This is a genomic window from Actinomycetota bacterium (assembly GCA_019347575.1).
Classification (GTDB): domain Bacteria; phylum Actinomycetota; class Nitriliruptoria; order Nitriliruptorales; family Nitriliruptoraceae; genus JAHWKY01.
Genome location: JAHWKY010000006.1, coordinates 106,128 through 131,018 on the forward strand (window position 1 = coordinate 106,128; position 24,891 = coordinate 131,018).

The 24,891-nt window shown below is 70.6% G+C and carries 24 protein-coding genes and 1 pseudogene; 12 read left to right on the forward strand and 13 right to left on the reverse strand.

The window, feature by feature from the left end:
• The first annotated feature begins 29 nt into the window (after window positions 1-29).
• Complete coding sequence (locus KY469_05555; protein ID MBW3662550.1) at window positions 30-1,673, forward strand: metallophosphoesterase family protein; 1,644 nt, start codon at window positions 30-32, stop codon at window positions 1,671-1,673.
• 159 nt (window positions 1,674-1,832) lie between these two features.
• Window positions 1,833-2,159: a ferredoxin family protein gene (locus KY469_05560; GenBank protein ID MBW3662551.1), complete on the forward strand. Its 327-nt coding sequence runs from the start codon at window positions 1,833-1,835 to the stop codon at window positions 2,157-2,159.
• Between the two features lie 166 nt (window positions 2,160-2,325).
• Here KY469_05560 and KY469_05565 read toward each other — a convergent pair whose 3' ends face one another.
• From KY469_05565 to KY469_05580, 4 genes and pseudogenes are all read right to left on the reverse strand, one after another.
• On the reverse strand, window positions 2,326-3,108 hold the full coding sequence (locus KY469_05565; protein ID MBW3662552.1) for an SDR family oxidoreductase: 783 nt from the start codon (window positions 3,106-3,108) through the stop codon (window positions 2,326-2,328).
• A gap of 11 nt (window positions 3,109-3,119) precedes the next feature.
• A pseudogene (locus KY469_05570) lies at window positions 3,120-4,869 on the reverse strand (OB-fold domain-containing protein).
• Window positions 4,870-4,943: 74 nt separating this feature from the next.
• The gene (locus KY469_05575; GenBank protein MBW3662553.1) at window positions 4,944-5,282 is read right to left on the reverse strand and encodes a carboxymuconolactone decarboxylase family protein; all 339 of its coding nucleotides are present in this window, start codon (window positions 5,280-5,282) and stop codon (window positions 4,944-4,946) included.
• An 8-nt stretch (window positions 5,283-5,290) separates the two neighbouring features.
• Window positions 5,291-5,758 carry a MaoC family dehydratase N-terminal domain-containing protein gene (locus tag KY469_05580; GenBank protein MBW3662554.1) on the reverse strand — a complete coding sequence of 156 codons (468 nt, stop codon included), beginning with the start codon at window positions 5,756-5,758 and terminating at the stop codon, window positions 5,291-5,293.
• Between the two features lie 249 nt (window positions 5,759-6,007).
• On the opposite strand from KY469_05580, the gene KY469_05585 reads away from it, so the two are divergent.
• On the forward strand, window positions 6,008-6,916 hold the full coding sequence (locus KY469_05585) for an SDR family NAD(P)-dependent oxidoreductase (GenBank protein MBW3662555.1): 909 nt from the start codon (window positions 6,008-6,010) through the stop codon (window positions 6,914-6,916).
• A gap of 150 nt (window positions 6,917-7,066) precedes the next feature.
• Here the strand turns inward: KY469_05585 and KY469_05590 are convergent, their stop codons facing one another.
• Together KY469_05590 and KY469_05595 are read right to left on the reverse strand one after the other, a co-directional pair.
• Complete coding sequence (locus KY469_05590; GenBank protein ID MBW3662556.1) at window positions 7,067-7,468, reverse strand: Zn-ribbon domain-containing OB-fold protein; 402 nt, start codon at window positions 7,466-7,468, stop codon at window positions 7,067-7,069.
• A 112-nt stretch (window positions 7,469-7,580) separates the two neighbouring features.
• The gene (locus KY469_05595; protein ID MBW3662557.1) at window positions 7,581-8,204 is read right to left on the reverse strand and encodes a MaoC family dehydratase N-terminal domain-containing protein; all 624 of its coding nucleotides are present in this window, start codon (window positions 8,202-8,204) and stop codon (window positions 7,581-7,583) included.
• Between KY469_05595 and KY469_05600 the strand changes: the two genes are divergently transcribed.
• From KY469_05600 to KY469_05615, 4 genes are all read left to right on the forward strand, one after another.
• Window positions 8,170-9,006 (forward strand): enoyl-CoA hydratase/isomerase family protein, encoded by an 837-nt coding sequence (locus KY469_05600; GenBank protein ID MBW3662558.1) that lies wholly within the window; start codon window positions 8,170-8,172, stop codon window positions 9,004-9,006. The two genes, KY469_05595 and KY469_05600, sit on opposite strands and share 35 nt — an antisense overlap.
• 40 nt (window positions 9,007-9,046) lie before the next feature.
• Window positions 9,047-10,201: an acetyl-CoA acetyltransferase gene (locus tag KY469_05605; GenBank protein MBW3662559.1), complete on the forward strand. Its 1,155-nt coding sequence runs from the start codon at window positions 9,047-9,049 to the stop codon at window positions 10,199-10,201.
• 48 nt (window positions 10,202-10,249) lie between these two features.
• A complete protein-coding gene (locus tag KY469_05610; GenBank protein ID MBW3662560.1) occupies window positions 10,250-12,235 on the forward strand; it encodes a cell wall-binding repeat-containing protein in 1,986 nt (661 codons plus the stop codon).
• 134 nt (window positions 12,236-12,369) lie between these two features.
• A complete protein-coding gene (locus tag KY469_05615; GenBank protein ID MBW3662561.1) occupies window positions 12,370-12,858 on the forward strand; it encodes a glutathione peroxidase in 489 nt (162 codons plus the stop codon).
• A gap of 38 nt (window positions 12,859-12,896) precedes the next feature.
• On the opposite strand, the gene KY469_05620 is transcribed toward KY469_05615, so the two are convergent.
• Window positions 12,897-13,355: a Uma2 family endonuclease gene (locus KY469_05620; protein MBW3662562.1), complete on the reverse strand. Its 459-nt coding sequence runs from the start codon at window positions 13,353-13,355 to the stop codon at window positions 12,897-12,899.
• Between the two features lie 275 nt (window positions 13,356-13,630).
• Here KY469_05620 and KY469_05625 point away from each other — a divergent pair, with 275 nt between their 5' ends.
• Genes KY469_05625 through rimK form a run of 3 tightly spaced genes read left to right on the forward strand, consistent with a single transcriptional unit; the run spans window position 13,631 to window position 16,282 of the window.
• A complete protein-coding gene (locus KY469_05625; GenBank protein MBW3662563.1) occupies window positions 13,631-14,920 on the forward strand; it encodes an amidohydrolase in 1,290 nt (429 codons plus the stop codon).
• A 37-nt stretch (window positions 14,921-14,957) separates the two neighbouring features.
• Complete coding sequence (locus KY469_05630) at window positions 14,958-15,317, forward strand: hypothetical protein (protein MBW3662564.1); 360 nt, start codon at window positions 14,958-14,960, stop codon at window positions 15,315-15,317.
• A 59-nt stretch (window positions 15,318-15,376) separates the two neighbouring features.
• Complete coding sequence (gene rimK / locus KY469_05635; GenBank protein ID MBW3662565.1) at window positions 15,377-16,282, forward strand: 30S ribosomal protein S6--L-glutamate ligase; 906 nt, start codon at window positions 15,377-15,379, stop codon at window positions 16,280-16,282.
• A gap of 12 nt (window positions 16,283-16,294) precedes the next feature.
• On the opposite strand, the gene KY469_05640 is transcribed toward rimK, so the two are convergent.
• Window positions 16,295-16,927, reverse strand: coding sequence for a nitroreductase family protein (locus KY469_05640; GenBank protein MBW3662566.1), 633 nt, complete (start codon window positions 16,925-16,927; stop codon window positions 16,295-16,297).
• Between the two features lie 50 nt (window positions 16,928-16,977).
• On the opposite strand from KY469_05640, the gene KY469_05645 reads away from it, so the two are divergent.
• Both KY469_05645 and KY469_05650 read left to right on the forward strand, forming a co-directional pair.
• Complete coding sequence (locus KY469_05645; GenBank protein ID MBW3662567.1) at window positions 16,978-17,811, forward strand: amidohydrolase family protein; 834 nt, start codon at window positions 16,978-16,980, stop codon at window positions 17,809-17,811.
• The gene (locus KY469_05650; protein MBW3662568.1) at window positions 17,808-18,305 is read left to right on the forward strand and encodes an SRPBCC family protein; all 498 of its coding nucleotides are present in this window, start codon (window positions 17,808-17,810) and stop codon (window positions 18,303-18,305) included. Before KY469_05645 ends, KY469_05650 begins: the two co-directional genes overlap by 4 nt.
• On the opposite strand, the gene KY469_05655 is transcribed toward KY469_05650, so the two are convergent.
• Genes KY469_05655 through KY469_05675 form a run of 5 tightly spaced genes read right to left on the reverse strand, consistent with a single transcriptional unit; the run spans window position 18,302 to window position 24,796 of the window.
• Window positions 18,302-18,880, reverse strand: a complete 579-nt coding sequence (locus KY469_05655) for a hypothetical protein (GenBank protein MBW3662569.1) — start codon at window positions 18,878-18,880, stop codon at window positions 18,302-18,304. The genes KY469_05650 and KY469_05655 overlap by 4 nt on opposite strands.
• Entirely contained in the window at window positions 18,877-21,117 is a 2,241-nt protein-coding gene (locus tag KY469_05660) for an acyl-CoA dehydrogenase (protein MBW3662570.1), read from the reverse strand. Before KY469_05660 ends, KY469_05655 begins: the two co-directional genes overlap by 4 nt.
• A gap of 60 nt (window positions 21,118-21,177) precedes the next feature.
• Window positions 21,178-23,373, reverse strand: a complete 2,196-nt coding sequence (locus KY469_05665) for a heavy metal translocating P-type ATPase (GenBank protein ID MBW3662571.1) — start codon at window positions 23,371-23,373, stop codon at window positions 21,178-21,180.
• A gap of 56 nt (window positions 23,374-23,429) precedes the next feature.
• Window positions 23,430-24,428, reverse strand: coding sequence for a hypothetical protein (locus tag KY469_05670; GenBank protein MBW3662572.1), 999 nt, complete (start codon window positions 24,426-24,428; stop codon window positions 23,430-23,432).
• Window positions 24,425-24,796 carry an FKBP-type peptidyl-prolyl cis-trans isomerase gene (locus KY469_05675; protein ID MBW3662573.1) on the reverse strand — a complete coding sequence of 124 codons (372 nt, stop codon included), beginning with the start codon at window positions 24,794-24,796 and terminating at the stop codon, window positions 24,425-24,427. Before KY469_05675 ends, KY469_05670 begins: the two co-directional genes overlap by 4 nt.
• Window positions 24,797-24,891 lie beyond the last annotated feature (95 nt).

Sequence of the window (24,891 nt, forward strand, 5' to 3'; positions counted from 1 at the left end):
CCGTCGGGGCGCGACGAGAGGGCCGACCCGTGTGCGAGTCGCTCACTCGGCGACAGTTGCTCAAGTACGGGGCGATGGTCGCGGCGACCTTCCCGTTCGCCAAGGTGGGGCTCGAGGGGTGGTCGCTCGCGGCCGAGGCACAGACCGGCTTCGCCGTCCCGATGCACCTGGAACTGGTGACGGTCACCGACACCTCCGCGATCCTGACCTGGTTCACCGGCGACCCGACACAGCCCGACGAGTTCGGCCGCCCCGCCCCCGTAGCCGCGCCGGGACGGGTACTGCTGGGCTCGCAGGCCTCGGGGACCCTCGCGGAGGTCGAGTCCCACGATCCCACCCCGTACCACTACGTCGAGCTGACCGGCCTGACACCCGGGACGACCTACATCTTCGTGGCGGAGTCCAACGGCGTGCCTGCGCTGCGGACCACCATCTCGCCCGCGGGCGCGGTGCTGTCCCCTACCGACGTGGACACCTCGAACGGTGGCCTGTTCACGACCCTCGTGCCGCCGCCGGGAGCTGAGATCGGCCGCATCGCCTGGGTCAACGACCTGCACGTCGGCGAGTCCGTATCGGGTCTCGCCTACAGCGACGACCGGCTCCCCGGTGGGGGCTTCCCGCCCGGGTTCGCCGCCGACCCCGACAACCCGTACTGGCGCTTCATGACCGAGGCCATGACCGCGGAGGCCGCGGCACGAGGTGCGACGTTGCTGCTCGCCAACGGCGACGTCACGGGCAGCGCCGACCCCGCCCAGGTCGGCAACGCCCGGCGTCTTCTCGACGGCTTCGGCACCCTCGGCCGCGGCGAGCAGGGGCCGGATGGTGTCCGGCTGGTGGCTGCCGGCAGCGCCCCGACCTACTTCGTGACCCGCGGCAACCACGACCGTGCCCACGCCGGGCCGGAGTACGCCGACTGCTCCCCGGTCGAGGGGCGCCCCGAGCTGTACGACTGCTACCGCGACACCTTCGCCGCGTCGTTCGTGCCGGGCACCACACGGTTCGCGGTCTCGTTCGGGACCGACACGCACCGCTACCGGTTCGTCGGACTCGACTCCAACGACATCGCGACCGGCGCGGGACAGATGCCCGACGAGCAGATCGACTTCCTCGCGGCCCACCTCGACGCTGGCGAAGCGACGATCCCGCTGTTCCACCACCCGGTCGGCGACCGCGCCACCGTGTTCGCGGTCCCACCGGTGGTCTTCGGCGTCCGGCCGGACCAGGCCTCCGGATTCCGGGCGGCGCTGGCCGACCGCGACAACTTCGCCGGTGTCTACAACGGCCACACCCACCGCAACCTGCGAACCACCTCGACCGAGACCGGCGACGTGCCCTACTTCGAAGGCGGCGCCGTGAAGGAGTACCCGGGCGGGTACACGATCGTGCGGCTGTTCGAGGGCGGCTACATGGTGAACTTCTACAAGTCGTCCACACCGGAGGCACGCGCGTGGTCGGAGCGGTCGCGGGGCGAGTACCTCGGCCTGTACCCCTACTACACCCTCGGCGAGCTCGGGGACCCAACTGGGTCTACGAGATCGACGCCCGCGTCCGCCGTGACGCGAGCGAGCCACCCGCGGACGGGCCCGACCCCGGCGGGGCGCCCCGAGACGGGGCCCCGGGCGCGGGCAGCGACCTCCCGGCCACGGGCGGAGGTGGCCTCGCGGCCGGCCTGACCGCCGTGATGGCCGCCAGCGCCGTCGGGCGCGGTCGGCGCAAAACCCCACCGGACGAGTGTTCGCACTGACGGTTGGTGGTGCAACCAGACGGCCAGGTAGCCTGCGGACGAAGCACCACCTCTGAGCGCCACGAGGCGGCCGGAACGGAGAACGCGGATGACCTACACGATCGCCGAGCCCTGCATCGACGTGAAGGACAAGGCGTGCGTCGAGGAGTGCCCGGTCGACTGCATCTACGAGGGCGACCGGATGCTCTACATCCACCCCGAGGAGTGCATCGACTGTGGCGCCTGCGAGCCCGCGTGCCCCGTCGAGGCCATCTTCTACGAGGACGACGTGCCGGATGAGTGGCAGGAGTTCACCCCCATCAACGCGGATTTCTTCAACGACGACGTGAGCGGTCTGGGCTCCCCCGGGGGCGCCGCCGGTGTCGGTGCCGTCGCCGTGGACCACCCCAAGGTCGCCGCCTGGGAAACCGTCTGAGACGACCGTCGGCCGCAGGCTGATGCCAGATGGGAACCACCGGATCCGGTGGTTCCTGTCATCTCGGAGACGTCTCGACGACCGCAGCTGCTGAAGCTCACGGAGAAACCACCGGATGCGGTGGTTTCCGGGGAACCGGGCAACGCGCCTGCCGGCATGGGCACCATCATCCGGGCATGTTCATGCCGGCGTCGACGCACAGGATCTGGCCGGTGATCATCCGGGCGTCGTCGCTGGCGAAGAACACGGCAGCACCGGTCAGGTCCTCGGGTTCGAGGTCCTTCTGCAGCGCGGTCATGAAGCGCAGCGCGTCGAGGAAGTGGCTGGGAACCTGCTTCTCGGTCGCCTCGGTGCGGGTGATGCCGGGGACGATGCAGTTGACGCGGATGCCGTGGCGGCCGAGCTGGCCCGCCATGAACTTGGTCAGCCCGATGACCCCGTGCTTGGTCTGGCTGTAGCTGAAGCTGCCGACGCCCTTGAACCGCCCCGAGCCCATCGGCGGGATGACGTAGGTGTACGCCGCCCCGGAGCTCTGGTTGATGACCGCGCCCCCGCCCTGCTCCACCATCGTCGGGGCGACCGACTTGATCATGATCCAGGTGCCGTGGAGGTTGACGTCGAAGACCTTGCGCAGGTACTCCAGGCTCTGGTCGCGGTTGTCGATGTCGTAGTACAGGGCGGCGTTGTTGACGAGCACGTCGACCCGGCCGAAGCGCTCGACCGTCGCCGCGACGCACGCCTCGGCCGAGGCCTCGTCGGAGATGTCGGTGCGGACGAAAGTGACGGCGTCGCCACCGCCGAGCTCGGACACGGCGGAGGCGCCCCGCTCCTCGTTGATCTCGGCGATGACCACCTTGGCGCCCTCAGCGAGGTAGCGACGCGCGTACTCCAGGCCGATGCCCTGACCGGACCCGGTGACGATGGCGACCTTGTCGTCGAGCCGTCCCATGGCGTGTCTCCTCAGCGGTTGCGGGTGAGCAGGACGCAGCCGGCGAGGTTGCCGCCACCTGCCGCGGCCACGGCGACCTCGGGGTCGCCGGGTACCTGACGTTCGCCCCCCTCACCTCGCAGCTGCACGATGGCCTCGTGGAGCAGGCCGAAGCCGTGAAGGCGACCGCCTGAGAGCTGGCCGCCCGCGGTGTTGAGTGGCAGCTCGCCATCGAGCGCGATGCGCGTCCCGCCCTCGATGAAGGCGCCCGCCTCGCCGCGACCGCAGAACCCGAGCGCCTCCAACCACATGAGCGTCAGCCAGCTGAAGCCGTCGTACAGCTGGGCGACGTCGACGTCGGCTGGGGTCAGGGAGGTGCGCGACCACAGGTGCGCGGCCGCGTCGCGCCCCGCCATCGTGGTCAGGTCCTCCCACTGGTCCCACGACGGCCGGCCGCGCAGCGCCGTCCCGACGGCGTCGACGGTGATCACGCGATGGTCCAGGGCTAGGGCGTGGTCGGCGACAGAGACGATCACGACGGTGGCGCCGTCGCACGGGGCGTCGCAGTCGTAGAGGCACAGCGGCTCGCTGATCATGCGTGCCCCGAGGTAGTCGTCCATCGTGAGGGGATCGCGGTAGACGGCCTTCGGGTTGATGGCCGCGTTGCGTCGGTCGTTGAGCGCGATCCAGGCGAGCTGCTCTCGGGTGAGCCCGTACTCGTGGGCGTAGCGCTGCGCGTACAGCGCGGTCCAGTTCGCGGCGGAGTACGCCCCGTAGGGCAGCAGCCACTGCAGGAAACCACCCATCCCTCTGACCGCGCTGGACGGATCGGCTCCGCCGCTGGGCAGCCCGATCCCCTTGCGGCCTCCGGAGCCCTGGGCCGTGGCCTCGGTGACCGTGCGGTACACGAGCACGTGGCGAGCGAGGCCCGCCGAGACGGCCAGGACCGCGTCGACGAACGCCGACAGCTGTGCGGGGCCCTCGGGCCCGGCGCGGTGCCAGGACAGCTGCAGGCCCAGCGCGTCCTGCACCGCGGGCGTCCCCGGTCCGCTGAAGCCCTTGGGTGTGCCCATCTCGCCCGGGTAGCTGGCGAGTCCATCGATGTCGTCGCGGGTCAGTCCGGCGTCGGCGATCGCCTCGAGGCACGCCTCGACGGTCAGGTCGAGCTCACCCCGGCCGAGGCGGCGGCCGACCTCGGATTGGCCGATGCCGCTGACGATGGCGCGCCGCTCCGCCTCAGCCACCACCGCCTCCGGTCGGGCGGAACTGTGGCAGGTGCACCTCGCGCTCGCCCTCGCCGATGACCTCGAAGCACACCTCGACGTCCATCCCGATGCGCACGTCGTCCGGGTCGACGTCAACGAGGTTGGTGAGCAGCCGAGGACCCTCCTCCAGCTCGACGAGCACGATCGCGTACGGGTGGCTCATCGTGGGGTTCCACGGCTGGTGGTTCAGCGTGTAGCTGTGCACGACGCCCCGACCGCTGACCGTCTCGACCTCGAGGTCACGCGACAGGCACTCGCGGCAGATCGGCGCGGGCGGGTGGATCCAGGCTCGGCAGTCCTGGCAGCGCAGCAGGCGCAGCTCACCATCGGCGCCGCCGCGCCAGTAGTGCTGGTTGGCGTCGTCCACCTTCGGCGGGACGCGGAAGACCGCGGGTTGGCGGAACGTGTGGGTCACGGGACGCCCGTCACCAGGAGCGCGCTGAACATGTCGCTGGCGGCGCCTGACGGCCCGACGACGCCCCTGGCGGCGTTGCCGATCCTCGACGATGCGCTGCATCGCCTCCGGTCGGCGCCTTGCCAGATGACCCTGTCGGCCTCGTCATGCATCCACCGGACATGTCCAGCACACTCCTAGTCTGCCTCGGCCTCCTCGGCCTGCTCGAAGCCGCGCCGGGCTGGTTCGATGGCCGCGCTGGCGGGCAACACGCCGAACGCCGGCTGGGTCAGCGCGAGCGCCTCGACGATGTCGGCCCACGTCGCGCCAGCCTCGGCGGCGAACTGCGCGTGGCGCGTGACGCCGTCGGCGTTGCGGGCGATGGCGAGGCAGACCATACGGATCAGCTCGTGGGTCCGACGGTCGAGGCTGGTGAGGGACTGGATCGACTCGAGCCACGCGACCTGCGCCTCGTGCAGCTCGGGGGCGACCTCGTGCAGCGGTCCCTCGTACGGGAAGGTCCAGTCGTCGGCCACGCGCGGGCTCAGGCGCGGTGGATCAGCGTCGTGATCGCGGTAACGACCTTCTCGCCGCTCTCGTCGAGCCAGTCGGTCTCGGTCACCACGAACGTCATGGTGCCCGACGACCCCTCCTTGGAGTAGACGTCCTTGATCGTGCCCTGGCTGGTGAGCTTGTCCCCGACGAGGACGGGGCGGTGGTAGACGAACTCCTGCTCACCGTGGAGCACGAGACCGCCTTCCTGCATCAGTGCTCCGATGGCGTGCATGACCGGGTTGACGTCGCTGGATCCCTCGGGCTGGATCTCGGGGTAGGCGCCCATGTGCTGGAACGCGAACGCGTAGGTCGGCGGGGCGGGGATGGCGTCGAAGCCGGCTTCCCTCGCGGCGTCGGGGCGCTGGTAGATCGGCGACCCGTCGGTGATGGCCTCGGCGAAGTAGCTGACCGGCCCACGCTCGATCACCACCGCCTGCGGCGGGGTCGGCTTGCCGATGAGCTCCCGTGCGTCCGCCACGTGATCCCTCCGCTGATCTCACGACCCTGACATGACCGTCAGGAACGCGAGCTACAGTAGCCAGCCCCCGAGACCCGTCGCAAACGAGGTGCTGAAGCAGCGAAGCGGTAGCACAACTCGATGGTGCTGAATCAGCGAAGCGGTAGCACAACTCGATGGTGCTGAAGCAGCGAAGCGGTAGCACAATTCGAAGCGGCGGGTCGCCTCCCGCGAGGATGGAGCACGCGCATGGGTCTGTTGGACGGCAAGGTCGCGATCGTCACCGGGGCCGGACACGGCATCGGCCGCGGCGAGGCGCTCGAGCTGGCGGAGCAAGGAGCCAAGGTCGTCGTCAACGACCTCGGCGTCGGCGTCGCCGGCGAGGACAGCGACGAGCGCCCCGCCGAGACCGTCGCCAAGCTGATCCAGCAGCGGGGCGGCGAGGCGGTCGCGGACCTCGAGGACATCGCCGACTGGGAGGGTGCGGGGCGGCTCGTCCAGCACGCCATCGACGAGTTCGGACGTCTCGACATCCTCGTCAACAACGCGGGGATCCTGCGCGACTCGATGATCGTGAGCCTCACCGAGACCGACTTCGACGCCGTGGTGCGCGTGCACCTCAAGGGAACGGTCGCGTGTATCCACCATGCGGCGGCGTACTGGCGGGCGGAGTCGAAGGAAGGCCGCCAGCCGCGTGCGGCGATCGTCAACACGGTCTCGAGCGCGGGCCTGCAGGGCAACGTGGGGCAGGTCGCGTACGGGGCGGCGAAGGCCGGGATCGCCGCGACCACCGTCATCGCGAGCCTGGAACTGGCGCGCTACGGCGTCCGCGCCAACGCCGTCGCCCCGGGCGGCTTCACCCGCATGGTCGGCGTTGCTATGCCAGACATAGAGGTCAAGGAGCCGGAGGAGTTCGACGAGTTCGACCGCATGAGCCCGGGCAACTCCGCCCCGATGGTGGCCTGGCTCGCCTCCGACGAGGCACTGCACGTGACGGGCCAGGTGTTCCGAGCGGTCGGCTCGTCCATCGCGCACTACGAGCCGTGGAAACTCGGCGCCGAGATCACCACCGAGGATCGGTGGGACGCCACCAAGATCGGCCCCGAGGTCAACGCCACGATCTTCCGCTCCCGCGCCCCCGGCCTGAAGATGCCCTGACTCTGGCGACGGCACGGATGCGCAGTCACCAAGCTCGGCGAGACGGTCCGGATCCCCGTGCAACCAGAGCGGCCGAGACCGCGCTCTCGGCCGCGGGTGGCCGCCGAGGTCTGGATCGACGGCGCGGATGCGCCGTCGCCGAAGGAAAGATCAGGCGGGGGTGAAGAAGGGCAGGACGAGGTCGTCGGTGTGGGCGCGGAAGGTGACCTGCAGGGCCATGCCGACCTCGAGCGTGTCGGGGTCGGCATCGACGATGTTGGTCTCCATGCGCGGGCCTTCGGCCAGCTCGACGATCGCGGCGACGTACGGGACGCGTTCGGGGAACGGCGGCAGGTCGTTGCGGTGCACCACCGAGTAGGTGTAGAGGCTCGCCGTTCCTGACGCCTCGACCCACTCGACGTCGTCCGACCAGCACGTCGGGCAGAACGGACGTGGGTAGAAGTGGTGCTCGCCACACGCCCCGCAGCGCTTGATCAGCAACCTGCCATCGGCGGCGGCGTCGTAGAACGGCTGGGTCTCGCCGTCGGGGGTCGGGACGTCGAACCTCATCATCCGCGTGCTACCGCCTTCGGCTGCTTGAGCACATCCGCGTGCTACCGCCTTCGGCTACTTGAGCACATCGGCGTGCTACCGCCCTTCGGCTACTTGAGCACAGCGCACGCGCTCAGCCGCGTGAGGGGAGCGCGGCGGTAGCCGAACCGGTCACGACCGCGACGCCGTCGTCGTTCACCAGTTCGACCTCGAGGTCGACCAGGTTGTCGTCGCCGTCCTTGCGCTTGTCGGTGACCTTCACCTTCGTGCTCAGGGTGTCGCCGGGCCACGTCTGCTTGGTGAAGCGCACGCCGTACCGACGCAGGTTCGCCAACCCGACGTAGTCGGTGATCGCGCGGCCGAGCAGCCCCATCGAGAACATGCCGTGGCCGAAGACACTGGGCAGCCCCGCGGCCTGAGCCTTGATCTCGTCGTGGTGCATCGGGTTGAAGTCCCCGGATGCTCCCGCGTACCGCACGAGGTCGGTGCGTGTCAGCTCGTGGCTGATCGGCGGCGCCTCGTCGCCGACGTTGACGTCCTCGAAGTGCAGCTGCTCAGCCACGCGCCCGCTCCGGTCACGCTCCGACGTCCGCCGGAGCAGTGTGGTTGGTATCCGTTCCCTGACACGGGTGTCAAGTTGCACGACGAGAGCGGCACCCAGCGTGCGCCACGGTTGGGCGCCGTTCTCCTGTGACCTCACCGCTAGCGTGTCGGCTCCGTCGATGGGGAGCTGCGTCGTGGACGACTTCACCGCCATCGAGTACCGCGTCGACGAGCACGTCGCCTGGGTCACGTTGAACCGCCCCGACGTGCTCAACGCCTTCGACGCGACCATGCGCGACGAGCTGCGGACGGTGTGGCGCACCATCCGTCGCGACCTCGACGTGCACGTGGCCATCCTCACGGCCACCGGCGACCGTGCCTTCTGCACCGGGATCGACCGGGCCGAGATCGCAGCCGGCGGAACCGCGGATGCTCGTGTGGGTGAGGTGGGAAGCAGAGCCAGCTACGTCCACTTCGACGACCCCGGCGGGATCATCGGACCGAAGTCGAACGACCTGTGGAAGCCGATCATCGCGGCGGTGAACGGCATGGCGTGCGGCGGGGCGTTCTACCTGCTCGGCGAGGTGGACATCATCCTCGCATCCGAGAACGCCACCTTCTTCGACCCCCACGTCACCTTCGGGATGGCGAGCGTCTTCGAGTCGATCCACATGGCCCAGCGCATGCCCCTCGGTGAGGTGCTGCGGATGCAACTCACCGGCAGCCACGAGCGCCTCAGCGCACGACGTGCCTACGAGATCGGCCTGGTGAGCGAGGTCGTCTCGCAGGAGGAGCTCCCCGTCGCGGCACGGCGGCTCGCGAGGATCATCGCCTCGCAGCCAGCGCTGGCCGTCCAGGCGACGGTCCGATCGGTGTGGACCGCGTGGGAGATGGGACGTCGGCAGGCACTGGAGCAGGGGTGGGCGCTCATCGCGGCAGGGACCAGCGAGGAGGCACTCGCGGCCGGTCAGGCGCGCTTCGCCTCGGGCGAGCGCGTCGAGTGGCGGCTGCGGTGATCCCCCAGCCGGCCAGGACCACGAGGATCAGGAGGGACGGATGAGGAAGGCCGCGATCGTCGGCGCCGCACTGAGCGACGTCGGCCGGGTCGATGACCAGACGCCCTTCCACCTCCACTACCAGGCGTCCAGAAGGGCCATCGAGGACGCGGGGCTCGGCAAGCACGACGTCGACGGGTTCATGTCCACCGGGATGGGGTTGCTGCAACCGGTCGAGGTCGCCGAGTACCTCGGCCTGCGTCCCACCTACGTCGACTCGACCGGCGTGGGCGGATCGACCTGGCTCGTGATGCTCGAACACGCCGTCGCGGCGATCGAGTCCGGTCTCGCCACCAACGTGCTGATCGTCTACGGCTCCACCGCCCGCGCGGATCTGAAGAAGGGGCTGCGCACGGCCAACCTCAGCTTCGGGGCGCGAGGGCCGGTGCAGTTCGACACGCCGTACGGGTTGAGCCTCATCGCGAAGTACGCGATGACCGCGCGCCGGCACATGCACGAGTACGGCACGACGATCGAGCAACTGGCGAACATCGCCGTCGACTCGCGCTACAACGCGGGTCTCAACCCCGATGCCTACTACCGCGAACCGATCACCGTCGACGACGTGCTCGAGTCGGAGATGATCGCCGACCCGTTCACCAAGCTGCAGTGCTGTATCCGCTCCGACGGCGGCGGGGCGATCGTGGTCAGCACGGCGGAGCGCGCGCGTGACCTGCGCCAGCCACCGGTCCACGTGCTCGGGACCGGCTCCACGACGAGCCACACGACCATGAGCCAGTGGGAAGACTTCACCCTCTCGCCCGCAGCGAGATCGGGCAAGCTCGCCTTCGACCACGCCGATCTGCTTCCCGGCGACGTCGATGTGTGCCAGTTCTACGACGCCTTCACGATCATGGTCCTGATGACCTTCGAGGCGCTCGGCTTCTGTGAGCGCGGCGAGGGGGGGGCGTACCTCGAGGGCGGCACGATGCGTGTCGGCGGAGCGATGCCGACCAACACCGACGGCGGCGGGCTGTCGGCCTGCCACCCGGGGATGCGTGGGATGTTCCTGCTGGTCGAGGCGGTGAAGCAACTGCGGGGCGAGGGCGGCGACCGCCAGGTGCCGCATGCCGAGGTGGCGTGCGTCAACGGGACCGGCGGCTGGTTCTCGTCGGCATCGACGATCCTGCTCGGCAGCAACGCGACGCGGGACTGAGCGCCCTGCTAAACCTGGCCCCCCGAGCAGGGGGACGGGAGGTCGTTTGTGGTGCTGCGCACGATCGTGACCGCGACGCTGGGCGTGATGGCGCTCACCGTCGGGGCAGCCGTGGCGGTGGAGCCGGCTGCTCACCGCCTGCTGCTGTGGGACGACGACGAGGGCGATGCCGTGCCCGTCGATGCCTACGTGGTGGAGCCGGACGCGACCAGCCACCCGCTGGGGGCCACCGAGGCCGTGGCCTGGACACCCGAGGGTGGCGAGGTGATGGTGCTCGGCGACGACGAGGTGAGAGCCGTCGACCTCGGCACGGGAGACGAGCGTCTCGTCGCCGATGTCCGGGGCTCGGTCTCCCCCGACGAGCGTCACGTGGCGTACGCCCAGACGGTCGGCGAGGGTCCCGATCGCTGGACCCAGATGTACGTCAAACCTGCCATCGGTGGCGAGCCGGTCGCCGTCGGGGCGTTGGTCCCCGAGTCCGCTCCCGTCTCCCGCCCCGTCTGGGATCAGCAGAGCCACCGCTTCGCCTGGATCGGCGACGGACCGGGGGTGTGGCTGGCCGACGTCTCCGGACAGGCGCGACGACTCACGGGCCCGGATCTCGACGCCCAGCAGGTGGCGTGGTCCCCTGAGGCGGACGAGCTCGCCTTCGTCGCCGCGCCCGACGGCGCCGACGCAGGGACCAGATCGGAGCTCTACCTCGTCTCGACCGACGGCGACGAGGTCTCGAGGCTGAGCAACATCGGGGCGGACGGCGGCTCGGTGCGTCCCGAGGTCGCTCCCGCCTGGCACCCCGACGCGTCGCGCATCGCCGTCGCCACGCGCGAGCCGACCTCCGGGTACGGACTCACCGTCGTCGGAGCCCACTCCGGTGAGGCGGTTCCGATCTCGGATCACGCCGACGCGTCGCGGGGCGGCCGTCTGAGCTGGACCCCGGACGGGCTGCAGCTCGCGTTCGATGTCGCTGCGGACGATCCCGACTGCGACTGCACGCGCTGGGACACCTGGGTCCTCGACCTCGCCGAGCAGGCCCGCCACAGCGTGGATGCCGACGGAGATACCACGGTGACGAGCAGCGAACGGCACCCGGTCTTCGCCCCGGGCATTACCCGGCGTCGCGCCGGCGTGACCCGCATCCAGACCGCCGTGGCGATCTCGCGGCACACGTTCGATGCTGCCGACGTGGCGGTGCTCGCCCGGGCCGACCTCTACCCCGATGCTCTGAGCGGCGCCCCGCTGGCCCACGCTCACGACGCCCCGCTGCTGCTGACGCCCACCGGCCACCTCGATGGGGAGGTCGCGGCCGAGCTCGTCCGGCTGGGTGTCGAGACGGTGTTCCTCCTCGGCTCCGAGGCTGCGCTCACGTCGGAGGTCGTCGACGACCTCGAGGAGCTCGGTATCACCGACGTGCGGCGACGAGGTGGCGCCGACCGCAACGGCACGGCGCGGCTGGTCGCGAAGGAGCTCGGACCATCCGACCACGCCTTCATCGTGGAGGGTCGCGACCCGGACCCGACCCGCGGCTGGCCGGATGCCGTGAGCGTGGCGCCCCTCGCCGCCTTCGTCGGCTCACCGGTCCTGCTGGTCGAGACCGACCTGCTCCCCGACGAGACCGCTCGGGCTCTGGACGAGGTCGGCGTCGAACGAGCCACGCTGATCGGTGGACCTGCGGCGATCGGTACCGACGTAGCCGACGAGATCGAGGCGCGAGGCATCACGGTCGACCGGCTCGCCGGCCAGGATCGCTACGCCACCTCGATGGAGGTCGCCGAGGCCGGTACCGCCGTCGGTCTGGATCCGGCCCGCTCGTGGTTCGCCACGGGGCGCGACTGGCCCGATGCGCTGGGAGCCGGTCCGGCGGTCGCAGCGACCGGCGGCGTCCTCGTGCTGCTCGACGGCTTCGACCTCGACGGCAGTCCGCACGTCCGGGCCTGGCTCGACACCGTCGACTTCGAGCGCATCGTGCTCGTGGGTGGCCCCGATGCCGTCGACCCTCGCGTCGCCGTCGAGATCGAGCGCCGGGCAGGGCCGTGAGGCGCCCCGCTCCGTGGAGACCTGGCCTCACTGGTGAACATAACTCTCCACGAAGCGGCGTCGGCGGTCCGCGGCTAGAAGAACGGGACTAGCCTGGGTGCGCCCCCGGACCGTTCGACACCCGGAGCTGTCAGATGGCCATCTACGACCACACCGTCCGCACCCTGTCCGGCGAGGAGACCGACCTCGGTGAGTACCGCGAGAAGGCGGTCCTGATCGTCAACGTCGCCTCGAAGTGCGGCTTCACCCCGCAGTACGACGGCCTGCAGTCGTTGTACGAGAAGTACGCCGATCGCGGGTTCGCCATCCTCGGCTTCCCCTGCAACCAGTTCGGCGGCCAGGAGCCCGGCACCCACGAGGAGATCGCCGAGTTCTGTCGCGTGAACTTCGGCGTGAGCTTTCCGCTGTTCGAGAAGGTCGAGGTCAACGGCGAGGGCGAGCACCCGCTGTTCACCGAACTGAAGCGCACGCCCGACCACGAAGGCAAGGACGGTGACATCTACTGGAACTTCGAGAAGTTCCTCGTGACGCCGGGCGGCGATCAGGTGACCCGGTTCCGCACGACCGTGACGCCTGACGACGAGGGGTTCGTGAGCGCGATCGAGGACGCGCTCCCGAGCTAGGAGGGCTGTGCGCCACAGTGGCGCACAGGCCTCCTAGATCAGTAAGGCAGCAGGTCGTCGACCGCCACCTCGAAGGCCCCCAGCGCCGTCGAGGCGATGCTCGCCCCGCCCGAGACGAGGTCGGGATGCCCGTAGCTGCCGTCCGGTCCGAGCGAGTAGCGCTCGATGCGGTTGGCGTCGAGATCGACGAACCAGTACTCGGCAACCCCCGCCTGTTCGTAGACGCGACGCTTGCGCACGAGGTCATGCCGTCGCGTCGACGGTGACGACACCTCGACGACGAAGCTGGGCGTGACCCGGACGGGGTGCTCGATGCGCTCGTCGGTCGGGACCCAGAAGACATCCGGTTGGAGGGTGTGGTCGCCGAGCGCCACGTCCAGCGGCGATAGGCCGGTCTGCCCCACGTGCGCGTCCTCGTACGACCGGAGGCGCACCGCTAGCTCCAGCACGACACGCTGGTGTGCGGGCGTCGCGGAATCCGAGACGACGTCCGCCATCGGGTCGTCGACGGGCTGACCGTCGATGTAGAGCCAGCCGTCGATGATCTCGCGGCGGACGTGGTCCTCGGGCGTGCGCCGCGACAGCTCCTCGTAGGTCCACGGACCCTTGCCGCTGCGCGTCTCGGCGACCATGACGACCTCCTCGCCCGTTCGTTCCGAGGCTACTCCCCTCGGTGCGGATGAGCCGTCCGCACACCGGGTCCCTGTGGAGTCCGCCGCGGAACGCGATAACCTGACACGGACGTCATAGACCGCGGGTGGGAGGCGAGGCTGTGCAGCCCGAGGACCTGATCCTGATCAGCGTGGACGACCACGTGGTCGAGCCCCCCGACATGTTCGATGGCCACGTCCCGGACCGGTTCAGGGACCGCGCCCCGCGCGTCGAGCGCCTCGACAACGGCGACGACGTGTGGGTCTACGAGGGTCAGCGCATCCCCAACATCGGTCTGAACGCCGTCGCCGGCAAGCCCCCCGAGGAGTGGGGCTTCGAACCCACCGCCTTCGATGACATCCGCGATGGCTGCTACGACGTCGACCGTCGTGTCGCGGACATGAGCCTCAACGGGGTACTGGCCTCCATGTGCTTCCCGAGCTTCGTGCAGTTCTGCGGTCAGCTCTTCGCCCGCACCGAGGACAAGGAGCTGGCGCTGACGATGGTGCGGGCGTACAACGACTGGCACATCGACGAGTGGGCGGGCAGCCACCCGGACCGGTTCATCCCCCTGACCATCCCGCCGCTGTGGGACCCCGAGCTGATGGCCGACGAGGTCCGCCGCGTCGCGGCGAAGGGCTGCCACGCGGTGACGTTCAGTGAGAACCCCGAGAAGCTCGGATGGCCCAGCTACCACAGCGAGCACTGGGACCCGTTCTTCCGCGCGTGCAGCGAGGAGAACGTCGTCGTCTGCCTCCACATCGGCAGCTCGAGCCAGCTCGTGATGACCGCCAAGGACGCCCCGATCGACACGATGGTCGTGCTGACCCCGATGAACTCGATCCAGGCGGCGACCGACATCCTGTTCAGTCCGACCCTGAGGAGGTTCCCCGACCTGCGCTTCGCGCTCAGCGAGGGCGGCATCGGGTGGATCCCCTACTTCCTGGAGCGCGTCGACTACGTCTACCAGCGCCACTCCCCGTGGACGCACCAGGACTTCGGCGAGAAGCTGCCCAGCCAGGTCTTCCTCGAGCACTTCACCCTGTGCTTCATCGACGACCAGCACGGCATCGACGCCCGCCACGCCATCGGGGTCGAGAACATCACCTGGGAGTGCGACTACCCCCATAGCGACTCCTCGTGGCCGCACTCACCCGAGCTGGTGGCCAAGCAGCTCGACGGGGTACCCGACGACGAGATCAACGCCATCACCCACGGCAACGCGATGCAGCTGTTCAGCTTCGACCCCTTCTCGGTGCGGCCCCGCGGGCAGGCGACGGTCGGGGCGCTGCGCGCCGAGGCTGGCGACGTCGATCCGACCACCCAGGTCAAGCGCAGCAAGGCGGGTGCCCAGGACGGGTCGGTCGTGGGGTTCGAGGACCTCGTGAAGAAGATGAGCAAGCGCGACTGACTACCCTGGTCACCGTGGACCGAACCAGCGCCCCCTCGTGACCGACGTACCCGCCTACGAGCGGGTCGTGGCGATCGCCTCGTGCGGTTCCCGCTGGGAAGCCGACCTGAAGTGGTCCCTCCTCGACGCCGAGGGCTACCGCGTCACCGTCGCCAGTGACGATGCCGGCGGCCTCCACCCTGAGCTCGCCTACCTCGCCTGTGCGTACCGGCTCATGGTGCCCGAGGGCCAGGCGGAGTCCGCCCGTGAGCTCCTCGATGCGATCGAGGAGAGCTCCGCGGAGTTCGAGGGCTCGATCGAGCCCATACGGGCGTCGCGTGGCTGGTGGGCGGCTATCGCGGTGCTCATCATGACGGTGCTGGCGTACCGGATCTGGTTCCTGCTCACGGCGGGCTGACCGTTCCGCACAGGGCGCGCTAGCGTTCGTAGCCGCCGTCTGAGGGGCACCCCACACCGATGCGCATCCTCATCCTCTCCCGCAACGCGGGCCTGTACTCCACGAGCCGCCTGCGGCAGGCGGCGGAGGAGCGCGGCCACGAGGTGCGGGTCATCGACTACCTGCGCTGCTACATGGACATCACCTCGCACCGCCCCGCGGTGCGCTACGCGGGACAGGCGCTGACGGACGCCGACGCGATCATCCCCCGCATCGGCGCGCCCCACACGTTCTACGGCACGGCGGTCGTGCGCCAGTTCGAGATGATGGGCGTGTACCCGGCGAACGAGTCGCAGGGGATCACGCGCGCCCGCGACAAGCTGCGGGCCCTGCAGCTCCTGGCACGCGAGGGGGTCGGCCTGCCGGTCACGAGCTTCGCCCACAGCGCCAAGGACATCGACGGCATCATCGACATCGTGGGCGGCGCCCCGCTCGTGGTCAAGCTCGTCGAGGGGACCCAGGGCATGGGCGTCGTCCTGGCCGAGACGCGCAAGGCCGCGGAGTCGGTCATCGGCGCGTTCCGACAGCTCGACGCCAACATCCTCGTGCAGGAGTTCATCAAGGAGGCGGGCGGCACCGACATCCGCGCGTTCGTCGTGGGCAACCGCGTCGTCGCCGCGATGAAGCGCACGGCGGCACCCGGAGAGTTCCGATCCAACATCCACCGGGGGGGCAGTGCGAGCAAGGTCATACTCACGCCCGAGGAGCGCGCGGCGGCCAAGCGCGCGGCGAAGATCCTGGGCCTCGACATCGCCGGTGTGGACCTGATGCGCTCCAACCACGGACCCGTCGTTCTCGAGGTGAACTCCTCCCCCGGTCTCGAGGGGATCGAGACCGCGACCGGCAAGGACGTCGCCGGGGCGGTGATCGAGCACATCGAGAAGAACGCGCGCCCCGGCCGGACTCGCTCGCGCGGGAAGGGCTGACCCGGGTCGAGCTCACGACCTCGTGGATCCACCGTCGGGACCGGCTGGCAGCGGGGTTCCAACGCGGTCGTGCCACGCCACCTCGTCGAGCGCTCGGCGACGGCTCGGGCCCAGCGGCTCGGCCGGGTACCCCAGCGGGATGACCGCGACCGGATCCCAGGAGGCCGGGGCGCCGGTGGCCTCACGCAGCTCGTCCGGCAGGTACGTCGCGAGTGTCGTCAGGACCGAGCCCAATCCTTCGGCCGTGGCGGCGATCAGGAGGTTCTGCACCGCGGGCCAGATCGACGGGCCCGCGTCGCCGGCTCCGGCGGCATCACGGTCGAGCAGGACGACGACCAGCGCCGGCGCCCCGCCGTAGCCGGCGCTCGCCGCCTCGTCGACGTCGACGAACAGCGCCGGTGGTAGCGACGCCTCGGCGTGCGATCGCGCCCCGCCCTCCCAGACCTTGCTCGTGATCCCCGCGATCCGCGCTCGCGCGTCGCCGTCCTCGACGACGACGAACCGCCACGGCTGGCGGTTCTCGGCGCTCGGGGCGCGCGTGGCCGCGGTGAGCACGGGGCGGAGCAAGTCCCACGGGACAGGATCGGGCCGGAAGTGACGGCACGCCCGCTGGCGTGCCATCACCTCGAGGAGGGTCGACGTCATGGCCGCATCCAACCAGGGAGGACGATCGCTCGCGCTTTAGGATGAGGCTCGTGATCATCGATGGGTGGGTCAACCTGTTCCCGGCGTCGTTCGGTCGTGCGTGGAGTGCGACCTCGGAGAACCGCAGCGTGGGTGAGCTCTTCGGCGGTCGTACCGGCGAGGGCAGCGAGGTGCACGCTCTGCTCGCCGACATGGATGAGGCGGGCGTGGACCGCGCCATCCTCACGCCCGGCCTGTCGGGTACGGGCGACCAGGCCGGTCTGCCGACGCTGGAGGAGCAGCTCGCCGTCGCGACCGAGCACGCGCCCCGGTTCGGGGTCGCCCCGGCGATCGATCGCGCGACCTCCCCGATGGACAACGCCCGGCACGTCCGCGACGTGGCCGCCCACGACCCCGTGGTGGCCGTGCGCGTCACGCCGCTGGTCGAGCAGTACCCCCTGAACCACCGCCTGTACTACCCCGTCTACGCCGCCTGCGAGGAGGCCGGCCTCCCTGTCACGATCAACATCGGCGTACCCGGACCGCGCGTGCGGTCGGAGTGCCAGGACCCCCGCCGGCTCGAGGACGTGCTGATCGACTTCCCGGACCTCGTGGTCGTCGGAGCGCACATGGGCCACCCCTACGAGGCGTTGCTGATCCAGTACCTGCTGAAGTGGCCGAACCTGTACCTGATGACGTCGGCGTACCTCGCGACCTACCTGGACGAGCGGTTGGCGCGGTTCATGAACTCGAGTCGGGGTCGTGGTCGCGTGCTGTTCGCATCGGATCACCCCGTGATCCCGCTGCCACGGGCGCTGACGGCGGCCCGCGAGGTTCCCCTCGAAGACGACGCGCGAGCAGCGTTCCTCGGGGACAGCGCCGGACGGGTCTTCTTCGGGCTATGAGGGAGCACCGGTTCGAGATCGACATCCCGCACGCCGTGGAGCGCGTCTGGCGCCTGCTCCAGGACTACGACCGCTGGACCGAGTTCGCACCGATGGTCGTCGACGTCGAGGTGGTCCATCCCGGGGACGACGATGGGAACGGCCTGCTCCGGCGCGTGATCTACCGGCTCCCGTTCGGCCGTCGCGGCGCGGCGCTCGAACTCGTGACCGACGTCGTGCCGGAGCGCGGGTACACCTACACGATGCTCGCGCACCGGCCCGGCAACGATCAGACCGGTCGGGTGGAACTCGAGCCGGTCACCTCGGATCGGACACGGCTGCGGTTCGAGGAGCGCTACCACCTCACCACGTGGCCGTGGCGCTGGTTGGAGGGGCCCATCTACCGCTTCATCAACCGACAGAACGAGCGCTCGATGGCGGCGGTCAGCGACTACCTCACCCGCCACCCGGAGTACCCGGGATCCGACGGCCGGACCGAGACGGGGTCGCGTTAGACGAGGTTGGCGAGCAGGGCCTCGTGGAGCTGCTCGTGGAAGATCCGGCGCCGCACCGACTCGATCGACGCGCGCAGATCGGACAGCGGCAGATGCGCATGGGCGCAGCTGGGTGGGCAGGACAGCACCACGCGGTACGCGTGCGCGCCGGCGTCGGGCGTGTGCACGACGACGAGCAGCCGCTGGTGGGTGTAGACGGGATCGGGGTCGACGCCTCCCAGGGCGTTGTGGTGCAGGCCGAAGCGCGCGAGGGCCGCCACGGTGCGGGGGCTCCACTCGGGTGTCGCGAGGTCGAGCGCGAGGTCGAGGATCAGGTCGTTGTCGTGGTGCGGGGCCGGTGCCTCGACGAAGCGTGCCTGTCCCGTGCCATCGAGGTCGGGACGATCCGTGAGGTCGGCGAGGGCAGCTCGCAGGCGCTGGAGGTGGCGGAGCCGCTCGCCCGGATCGGCGGGACGCTCGGCCGCCGGGAACGCGTGCACGTCGGCGTCGATCACGCGCTCGTGAGCGATGAGCTCCTCGACCGCGTCGTCGGCCACGGCCTCTCGGAACAGCTCGGTGAAGGCCTCAAGGCTCACGTCGAAGGCTCGGGGTCGCGAGGCAGTCCCAGGAGCCGCTCGCCGATGACGTTGCGCTGGATCTCGGACGTCCCGCCCGCGATCGTGAGGCAGCGGTTGAGCAGGTAGGCGCGCGACCACCTGCCTCCGTCGCCGTCGGTGATCGCGCCGTCCGGCCCCAGCAGCGACAGCGCGAACTCCGAGACGCGCTGGTCGTGCTCGACGCCGAGGAGCTTGCGTACGCTCGCCCCGGGACCGGGGTCGGCCCCGGCGAGCTGGCGCAGCGTGGTGCGGTGGCTCAGCAGCCCCACCGAGAGGCCGTCACCGAGCAGGATCGCGAGCTCGTCGCGGATGCGCGGGTCGTCACGTTCGGGCCGGCTCTCCAGGAACCTCAGCAGGCCCTCGACACTGCCGCCGAAGGTCGTGCCGCTGGCCATGGCGACGCGCTCGTGTGCCAGGGTGTTGCGGGCGACGCGCCAGCCGCTGTCGACGTCGCCGACGACCTGGTCGTCGGGGACGAAGACGTCGGTGAGGAAGACCTCGTTGAACATCGCCTCGCCGGTCAGCTCCCGCAGGGGGCGCACGTCGACACCGTCGTTCTGCATGTCGACGATGAAGTAGGTGATGCCGTCGTGCTTCGGGGCGTCGGGGTTGGTGCGTGCGAGGCAGATCGCGAGGTCCGCCTGCTGGGCGAGCGAGGTCCACACCTTCTGGCCGGTCAGGCGCCAGCCGCCGTCGACCCGGACCGCCTTGGTCTGCAGCGATGCGAGGTCGGAGCCGGCACCCGGTTCGGAGAACAGCTGGCACCAGGCGATGTCGCCGTGCAGCGTCGGGCGGATGTAGCGGTCCTGCTGCTCGGGGGTGCCGTAGGTCAGCAGCGTCGGGATGACCCACTGCCCGATCGCGAGGCTCGGCCGTCGGATGCCGGCGTCGCGCAACTCGGCCTCGATGACGAGCTGCTCGATCGCGCCTGCGCCCCGCCCCCAGGGCTCGGGCATCTCCGCGACGAGGTACCCCGCATCGGCCAGCTCGCGGTGCTGACCGTCCTCGTCGAGGTCGCGCACGCGCTCGACGAAGGCGCGGACCTCCTCACGGAAGGGCGCGGCCTCCTGCTGCGGCAGTTCCAGCTCGAGCTGTCGCCGCGTGCCGCCGAGTGCCAGGGCGGCCGCACGAGCACGCGCGGCGCGGGGCGCGTCCACGAGCTGGCGCACGGAAGCTGCGCGGCGCAGGTACAGGTGCGCGTCGTGCTCCCAGGTGAAGCCGATGCCGCCCAGGATCTGGATGCAGTGCTCAGCGTTGCGGAAGGCGTGCTCGATCGCGACGGCGCCTGCGATGTTGGCTGCGAGTGCCGCCTGCTCATCGCCTGGCCGCTGGAGGTGTGCTTGCGCTGCGCCATTGGACTCATCGGCGGCACCAGCGGCGTCCCACGCGAGTGCCCGCGCCTGTTCGGCGCGCACCAGCATGTCGGCGCAGCGGTGCTTGACGGCCTGGAACTGGCCGATGGGACGGCCGAACTGCTCCCGGACCTTGGCGTACTCGACAGCGGTGTCGAGGCACCAACCGGCCACGCCGGCCGCCTCCGCAGCGAACAGCAGCAGCGCGCGGTCGGTGACTTCTTGCCGCGTCACGCCGTCGAGGACGCGCGCCTCGGGCACCTCGACCCCGTCGAAGTCCGCTCCGCCGACGGGACGGGTCGGGTCGAGGCTGTCGTAGGTCGTCGTGCCGACACCCTGCGCATCGACGACGAGCCACACCTCGTGGCCGTCGACGTCCTCGGCCCCACCGACGACGAGGACGTCGGCAGTGTCCGCGGACAGGACGGGACGGGCCGAGCCACGCAGTCGGAAGCCGCCATCGCTGCGGCTCACGTGCACATCCCCGTGTGCCAGCGCCACGCCGCCGATCGACTCGCCGCTCGCGAACCGTGGGAGCAGCTCAGCTCGCTGCTCGTCGGAGCCGAAGCGCTCGACGAGGACCGACGCCAGGATCGTCGCCAGGAGCGGACCCGGGGCGAGCGCGCGGCCGAGCTCCTCGAGCACGCAGGCCGCCTCGAGCAGCCCGTAGCCCGCTCCGCCGTGCCGCTCCGACAGGTGCAGGCCGGTCCAGCCCTGCGCGACGAGGTCGTCCCAGAACTTCGGCAGGCCGCTGGCCTCACCCTCCGCGTACGCGCGCGGCACCTCGGGCCCGCAGCGCGCGGCCACCCAGCGACGCGCCGCGTCGTGCAGCGCCTCGTGTTCCTCGGTCACGCCGATCGGCATCGCGCCCTCCCGCTCGGGCGCATCCTGCCACGCACCCACCCTGACACCAACGCGAGTACGTCAGGCGGCGCGCCAGCCTCGGAAGCGACGCAGACGCAGCGAGTTGGCGACCACCGACACGCTCGAGAAGCCCATGGCCGCCGCGGCGATCATCGGGTTGAGCGCGCCCGCCGCGGCGAGCGGGATCGCCGCGACGTTGTAGAGGAACGCCCAGACGAGGTTGCTGCGGATCGTCCCGAGCGTGCGCCGCGACAGCGCGACCGCGTCAGCAGCCGCACGCGGGTCACCCGAGACGAGGGTGATGTCGCCGGTCTCGATGGCGATGTCCGATCCGGTGCCGATGGCGATACCCAGATCCGCCTGGGCCAGCGCGGGGGCGTCGTTGATCCCGTCGCCGAGGAACGCGACCGTGTGCCCCTCGCTCTGAAGGCGGGCGACGACGTCAGCCTTGTCGCCAGGGAGCACCCCGGCGATGACCTCGTCGATCCCGACGGTCTCCGCGACGACACCTGCCGTGGTCGGGTTGTCGCCGGTGACGAGCAGCACGCGCAGTCCGAGGTCGTGGAACGCGGCGACCGCGGCGGACGCTCCGTCCTTCAGCGTGTCCTCGACCGACAGCACCGCGACGGCGACGCCGTCGATCGCTGCGACGACCGACGTGCGGCCACGGCTCTCCTGGGCCTGGAGTGCCTCGACGAGGTGATCGCTGGATACCGCCCCCTCCGAGCTCAGCCAACCTCGGCGGCCGACCAGGACCTCGTGCTCGTCGACGGTCGCACGGACACCCCGCCCCGGAACGTTGGCGAACGCCGACACCCGGGGGAGGGGGGCGCCATCGAGACGTGCACGGAGTCCAGCGGCGATGGCGCGCGCGACCGGGTGCTCCGAGGCGTCCTCGGCCGCCGCGATCGGTCGGAGGTCGACGCCGTCGGCGGCGATGACGTCCGCGAGCGACATCTCCCCACGCGTGATCGTGCCCGTCTTATCGGTGATGATGGTGTCGATGCGTTTGGTCGCCTCGAGCGTCTCGGCACCCTTGACCAGAACCCCCAGGGACGCGCCCCGGCCGGTCCCGACCATGATGGCCGTCGGCGTGGCGAGCCCGAGTGCGCACGGGCACGCGATGACGAGGACCGCGACGGCGCGGGTGACGGCATCACCGATGGGCACGCCCGTGAGGAGCGCGAGGGTGAACGCGCCCGCGGCGATGAGCAGCACGATCGGCACGAACACCGCGGAGACGCGGTCGACGAGGCGCTCGACCGGAGCCTTGCCGCCCTGCGCCTGCGCGACCTGCTCGATGATCCGGGCCAGGACCGTCTGCGCCCCGACGCGAGTCGCTTCCACGATCAGTCGTCCACCCTCGTTCACGGTCCCGCCGACGAGACCGTCGCCTGGAGCGACGTCGACCGGCACCGGCTCGCCGGTGACCATCGAGGTGTCGACGGCGCTCTCGCCGGTGACGACGACGCCATCGGTGGCGATGCGTTCGCCGGGGCGGACGACGAAGCGGTCTCCGACGGCTAGCGCCTCGACGGCGACCTCGCGGCCGTCCTCGAGCCGAGCGGTCTTCGTGCCCAACTCCAGGAGGCGACGGATCGCTTGCGACGACCGGCCCTTGGCTCGATGCTCGAACCAGCGGCCGAGCAGGATGACGGTGACGATGACCGCCGCGACCTCGAAGTAGACGTGGTAGTCGGCCGGGTCCAGCGTGAGCGCCGCGAGCGACCACCCGAACGCGACGAGCGTGCCCATCGAGACGAGGGTGTCCATCGTCACGCTGCCGTGGCGCAGGTTGATGGCGGCGTTGCGGTGGAACTCGCGCCCAGACCACACGATGACCGGCGTGGCGAGGGCCGCCGCGAGCCACTCCCAGCCCTCGAACTGCAGCGGCATGAGCATGCTGATGAGCAGCAGCGGAACGGTGAGGATCGCGGCGGTGAACAGCGAGCGCAGCAGCTTGCGGTCGCGATCCCGGTACGCGGCCTCGTCGTCCACCACGTCCGGGATGGCGTAGCCGATGCTCTCGACCTTCGTCCGCATGGCCTGCAGATCCACACGCCCCGGGTCGTAGGTCACCACCGCGCGGTGCGTCGCGTAGTTGACGTCCGCCTGCTCGACGCCCTCGACCCTCCCGAGCGCGCGACCGATCCGCGTCGCGCACGCCGCGCACGTCATGCCCTCGACGGGAAGCGTGATCGCGGTGCGAGCCGGGGTCGGGGCGGACGGAACGGGCGGGGCGGTGTCGGCGCTCATAGCGGGCATGCTACAGATACCCCCTGGGGGTATGCAAATCCCACCCAAGCTGGGGATCAGCCGGTCTCGGTGGCGTCGGTGGGGTCGGCGGCGTCGATGGCGAGGGAACGCCCCGACCGCGGATCGGCGACGGCGAGGCGGAGGTGCCAGCCGGTGTCCTCGCTGCCTTCGTCGAACAGGTACCACTCGAGCTCGGACAGCCGCGCTCCCAGCTCGTCTGCAGCCGCCCCGTACGGCAGCTCGGTCAGGAGGTGCGCGAACCAGAAGGCGTGGGAGCGCCCCGCCGCCCCACCCCGACGCCGGCCGTGCACGCCTCCCGACGACGCGACCCAGACGATCCGCGCGAACGCCTCCTGCAGCGTCAGCGGCGTCAGACGCACGACGCCGGCGACGAGCGCGGCGACCGCGCCTGCCGCGTCACCGGCGCCGACCATGACGTGACACCAGCCCCCGGACTGCTCCACCCAGGGGGTGACGAGGTCGGTAGCGGCCCGCTCGAGCGCGTCGTCCTCCACCGGTGACGCGGGCGGGGCGTCGATGTACCGGGGCGCGGTGGCGGGCAGCGGTGGTCCGTCCTGCAGCAGCTCGTCGGCGCGGTAGACGGGCAGCGCGTAGTCGGGCTCCCACGACGTCAGGTGCAGAGGGAGCTCCAGCTCATCGGGGCGGGCGCGGTCATCATCGCGCAGGTCCTCGCTCCGCAGGATCCGCTCCTGCGCCACGGTCGCCGCCACGACGGGCGCATCGAGGTGATCCGCGAGGTCGTGCCAGGTGTGGGTGGACGCGGCCACCTCGGTCAGAGGGCCGAGCGCGAACCGCGCCGCCCCGGGCTCGAGCACCGACGCGGCCAGCCCGCCCGGGGCCTCGAGGGCGATGCGGTACTCGGCGTACTGGGCGACGCCCCACAGCTGCTTGCCGGTCAGCTCGGCGGCCTCGTTGCAGCGGTCGCGGAGCACGAGCACCGTGTCCCAGTCGCCGCGGTTGACGAGGCGGTCGACCTCAGCCAGAAGATGGTCGGGATCGCCCCGGTGGAGCAGCTCGCCGAGCGGCGATGTCACGACACCGACAGCAGGTCGACCACGAAGACCAGCGTCTCGTTGGGACCGATGTCCGGGGGGACACCGCGTTCGCCGTACGCCATGCCGGGCGGGATCACCAGGCGACGTCGACCGCCTTCGTGCATGCCCTCGACGCCCTCGTCCCACCCCGGGATCACATCGCCGGCGCCCAACTGGAAACTGAACGTCGTCCCGCGGTCCCATGACGCGTCGAACTGCTCACCGGTCGTCCACGCCACGCCGACGTAGTGGACCTCGACGGTCGACCCGGCGGTCGCCTCGTCGCCCTCACCTACCACGAGATCCTCGACGACCAGCTCGGCCGGTGGGTCGCCCTCGGACACCTCGACCTCGGGTTTCTGGCCCAGGTCCTGCGTTGGCGTCGGGCCAGCGGCGGTGTCGTCCGTGGTCGCATCGTCGTCGCCGCATCCGGTCGCGAGCAGTGTGAGGACGAGCAGCGCGC

What these genes read in the sequence shown, in the direction of transcription:
- KY469_05560 (MBW3662551.1), top strand. Translation starts at nt 1,833, where the DNA reads ATGACCTACACGATCGCCGAGCCCTGCATCGACGTGAAGGACAAGGCG.
- KY469_05565 (MBW3662552.1), bottom strand. Translation starts at nt 3,108, where the DNA reads ATGGGACGGCTCGACGACAAGGTCGCCATCGTCACCGGGTCCGGTCAG.
- KY469_05585 (MBW3662555.1), top strand. Translation starts at nt 6,008, where the DNA reads ATGGGTCTGTTGGACGGCAAGGTCGCGATCGTCACCGGGGCCGGACAC.
- KY469_05590 (MBW3662556.1), bottom strand. Translation starts at nt 7,468, where the DNA reads ATGATGAGGTTCGACGTCCCGACCCCCGACGGCGAGACCCAGCCGTTC.
- KY469_05600 (MBW3662558.1), top strand. Translation starts at nt 8,170, where the DNA reads ATGGGGAGCTGCGTCGTGGACGACTTCACCGCCATCGAGTACCGCGTC.
- KY469_05595 (MBW3662557.1), bottom strand. Translation starts at nt 8,204, where the DNA reads ATGGCGGTGAAGTCGTCCACGACGCAGCTCCCCATCGACGGAGCCGAC.
- KY469_05605 (MBW3662559.1), top strand. Translation starts at nt 9,047, where the DNA reads ATGAGGAAGGCCGCGATCGTCGGCGCCGCACTGAGCGACGTCGGCCGG.
- KY469_05615 (MBW3662561.1), top strand. Translation starts at nt 12,370, where the DNA reads ATGGCCATCTACGACCACACCGTCCGCACCCTGTCCGGCGAGGAGACC.
- KY469_05620 (MBW3662562.1), bottom strand. Translation starts at nt 13,355, where the DNA reads ATGGCGGACGTCGTCTCGGATTCCGCGACGCCCGCACACCAGCGTGTC.
- rimK (MBW3662565.1), top strand. Translation starts at nt 15,377, where the DNA reads ATGCGCATCCTCATCCTCTCCCGCAACGCGGGCCTGTACTCCACGAGC.
- KY469_05640 (MBW3662566.1), bottom strand. Translation starts at nt 16,927, where the DNA reads ATGACGTCGACCCTCCTCGAGGTGATGGCACGCCAGCGGGCGTGCCGT.
- KY469_05650 (MBW3662568.1), top strand. Translation starts at nt 17,808, where the DNA reads ATGAGGGAGCACCGGTTCGAGATCGACATCCCGCACGCCGTGGAGCGC.
- KY469_05660 (MBW3662570.1), bottom strand. Translation starts at nt 21,117, where the DNA reads ATGCCGATCGGCGTGACCGAGGAACACGAGGCGCTGCACGACGCGGCG.
- KY469_05665 (MBW3662571.1), bottom strand. Translation starts at nt 23,373, where the DNA reads ATGAGCGCCGACACCGCCCCGCCCGTTCCGTCCGCCCCGACCCCGGCT.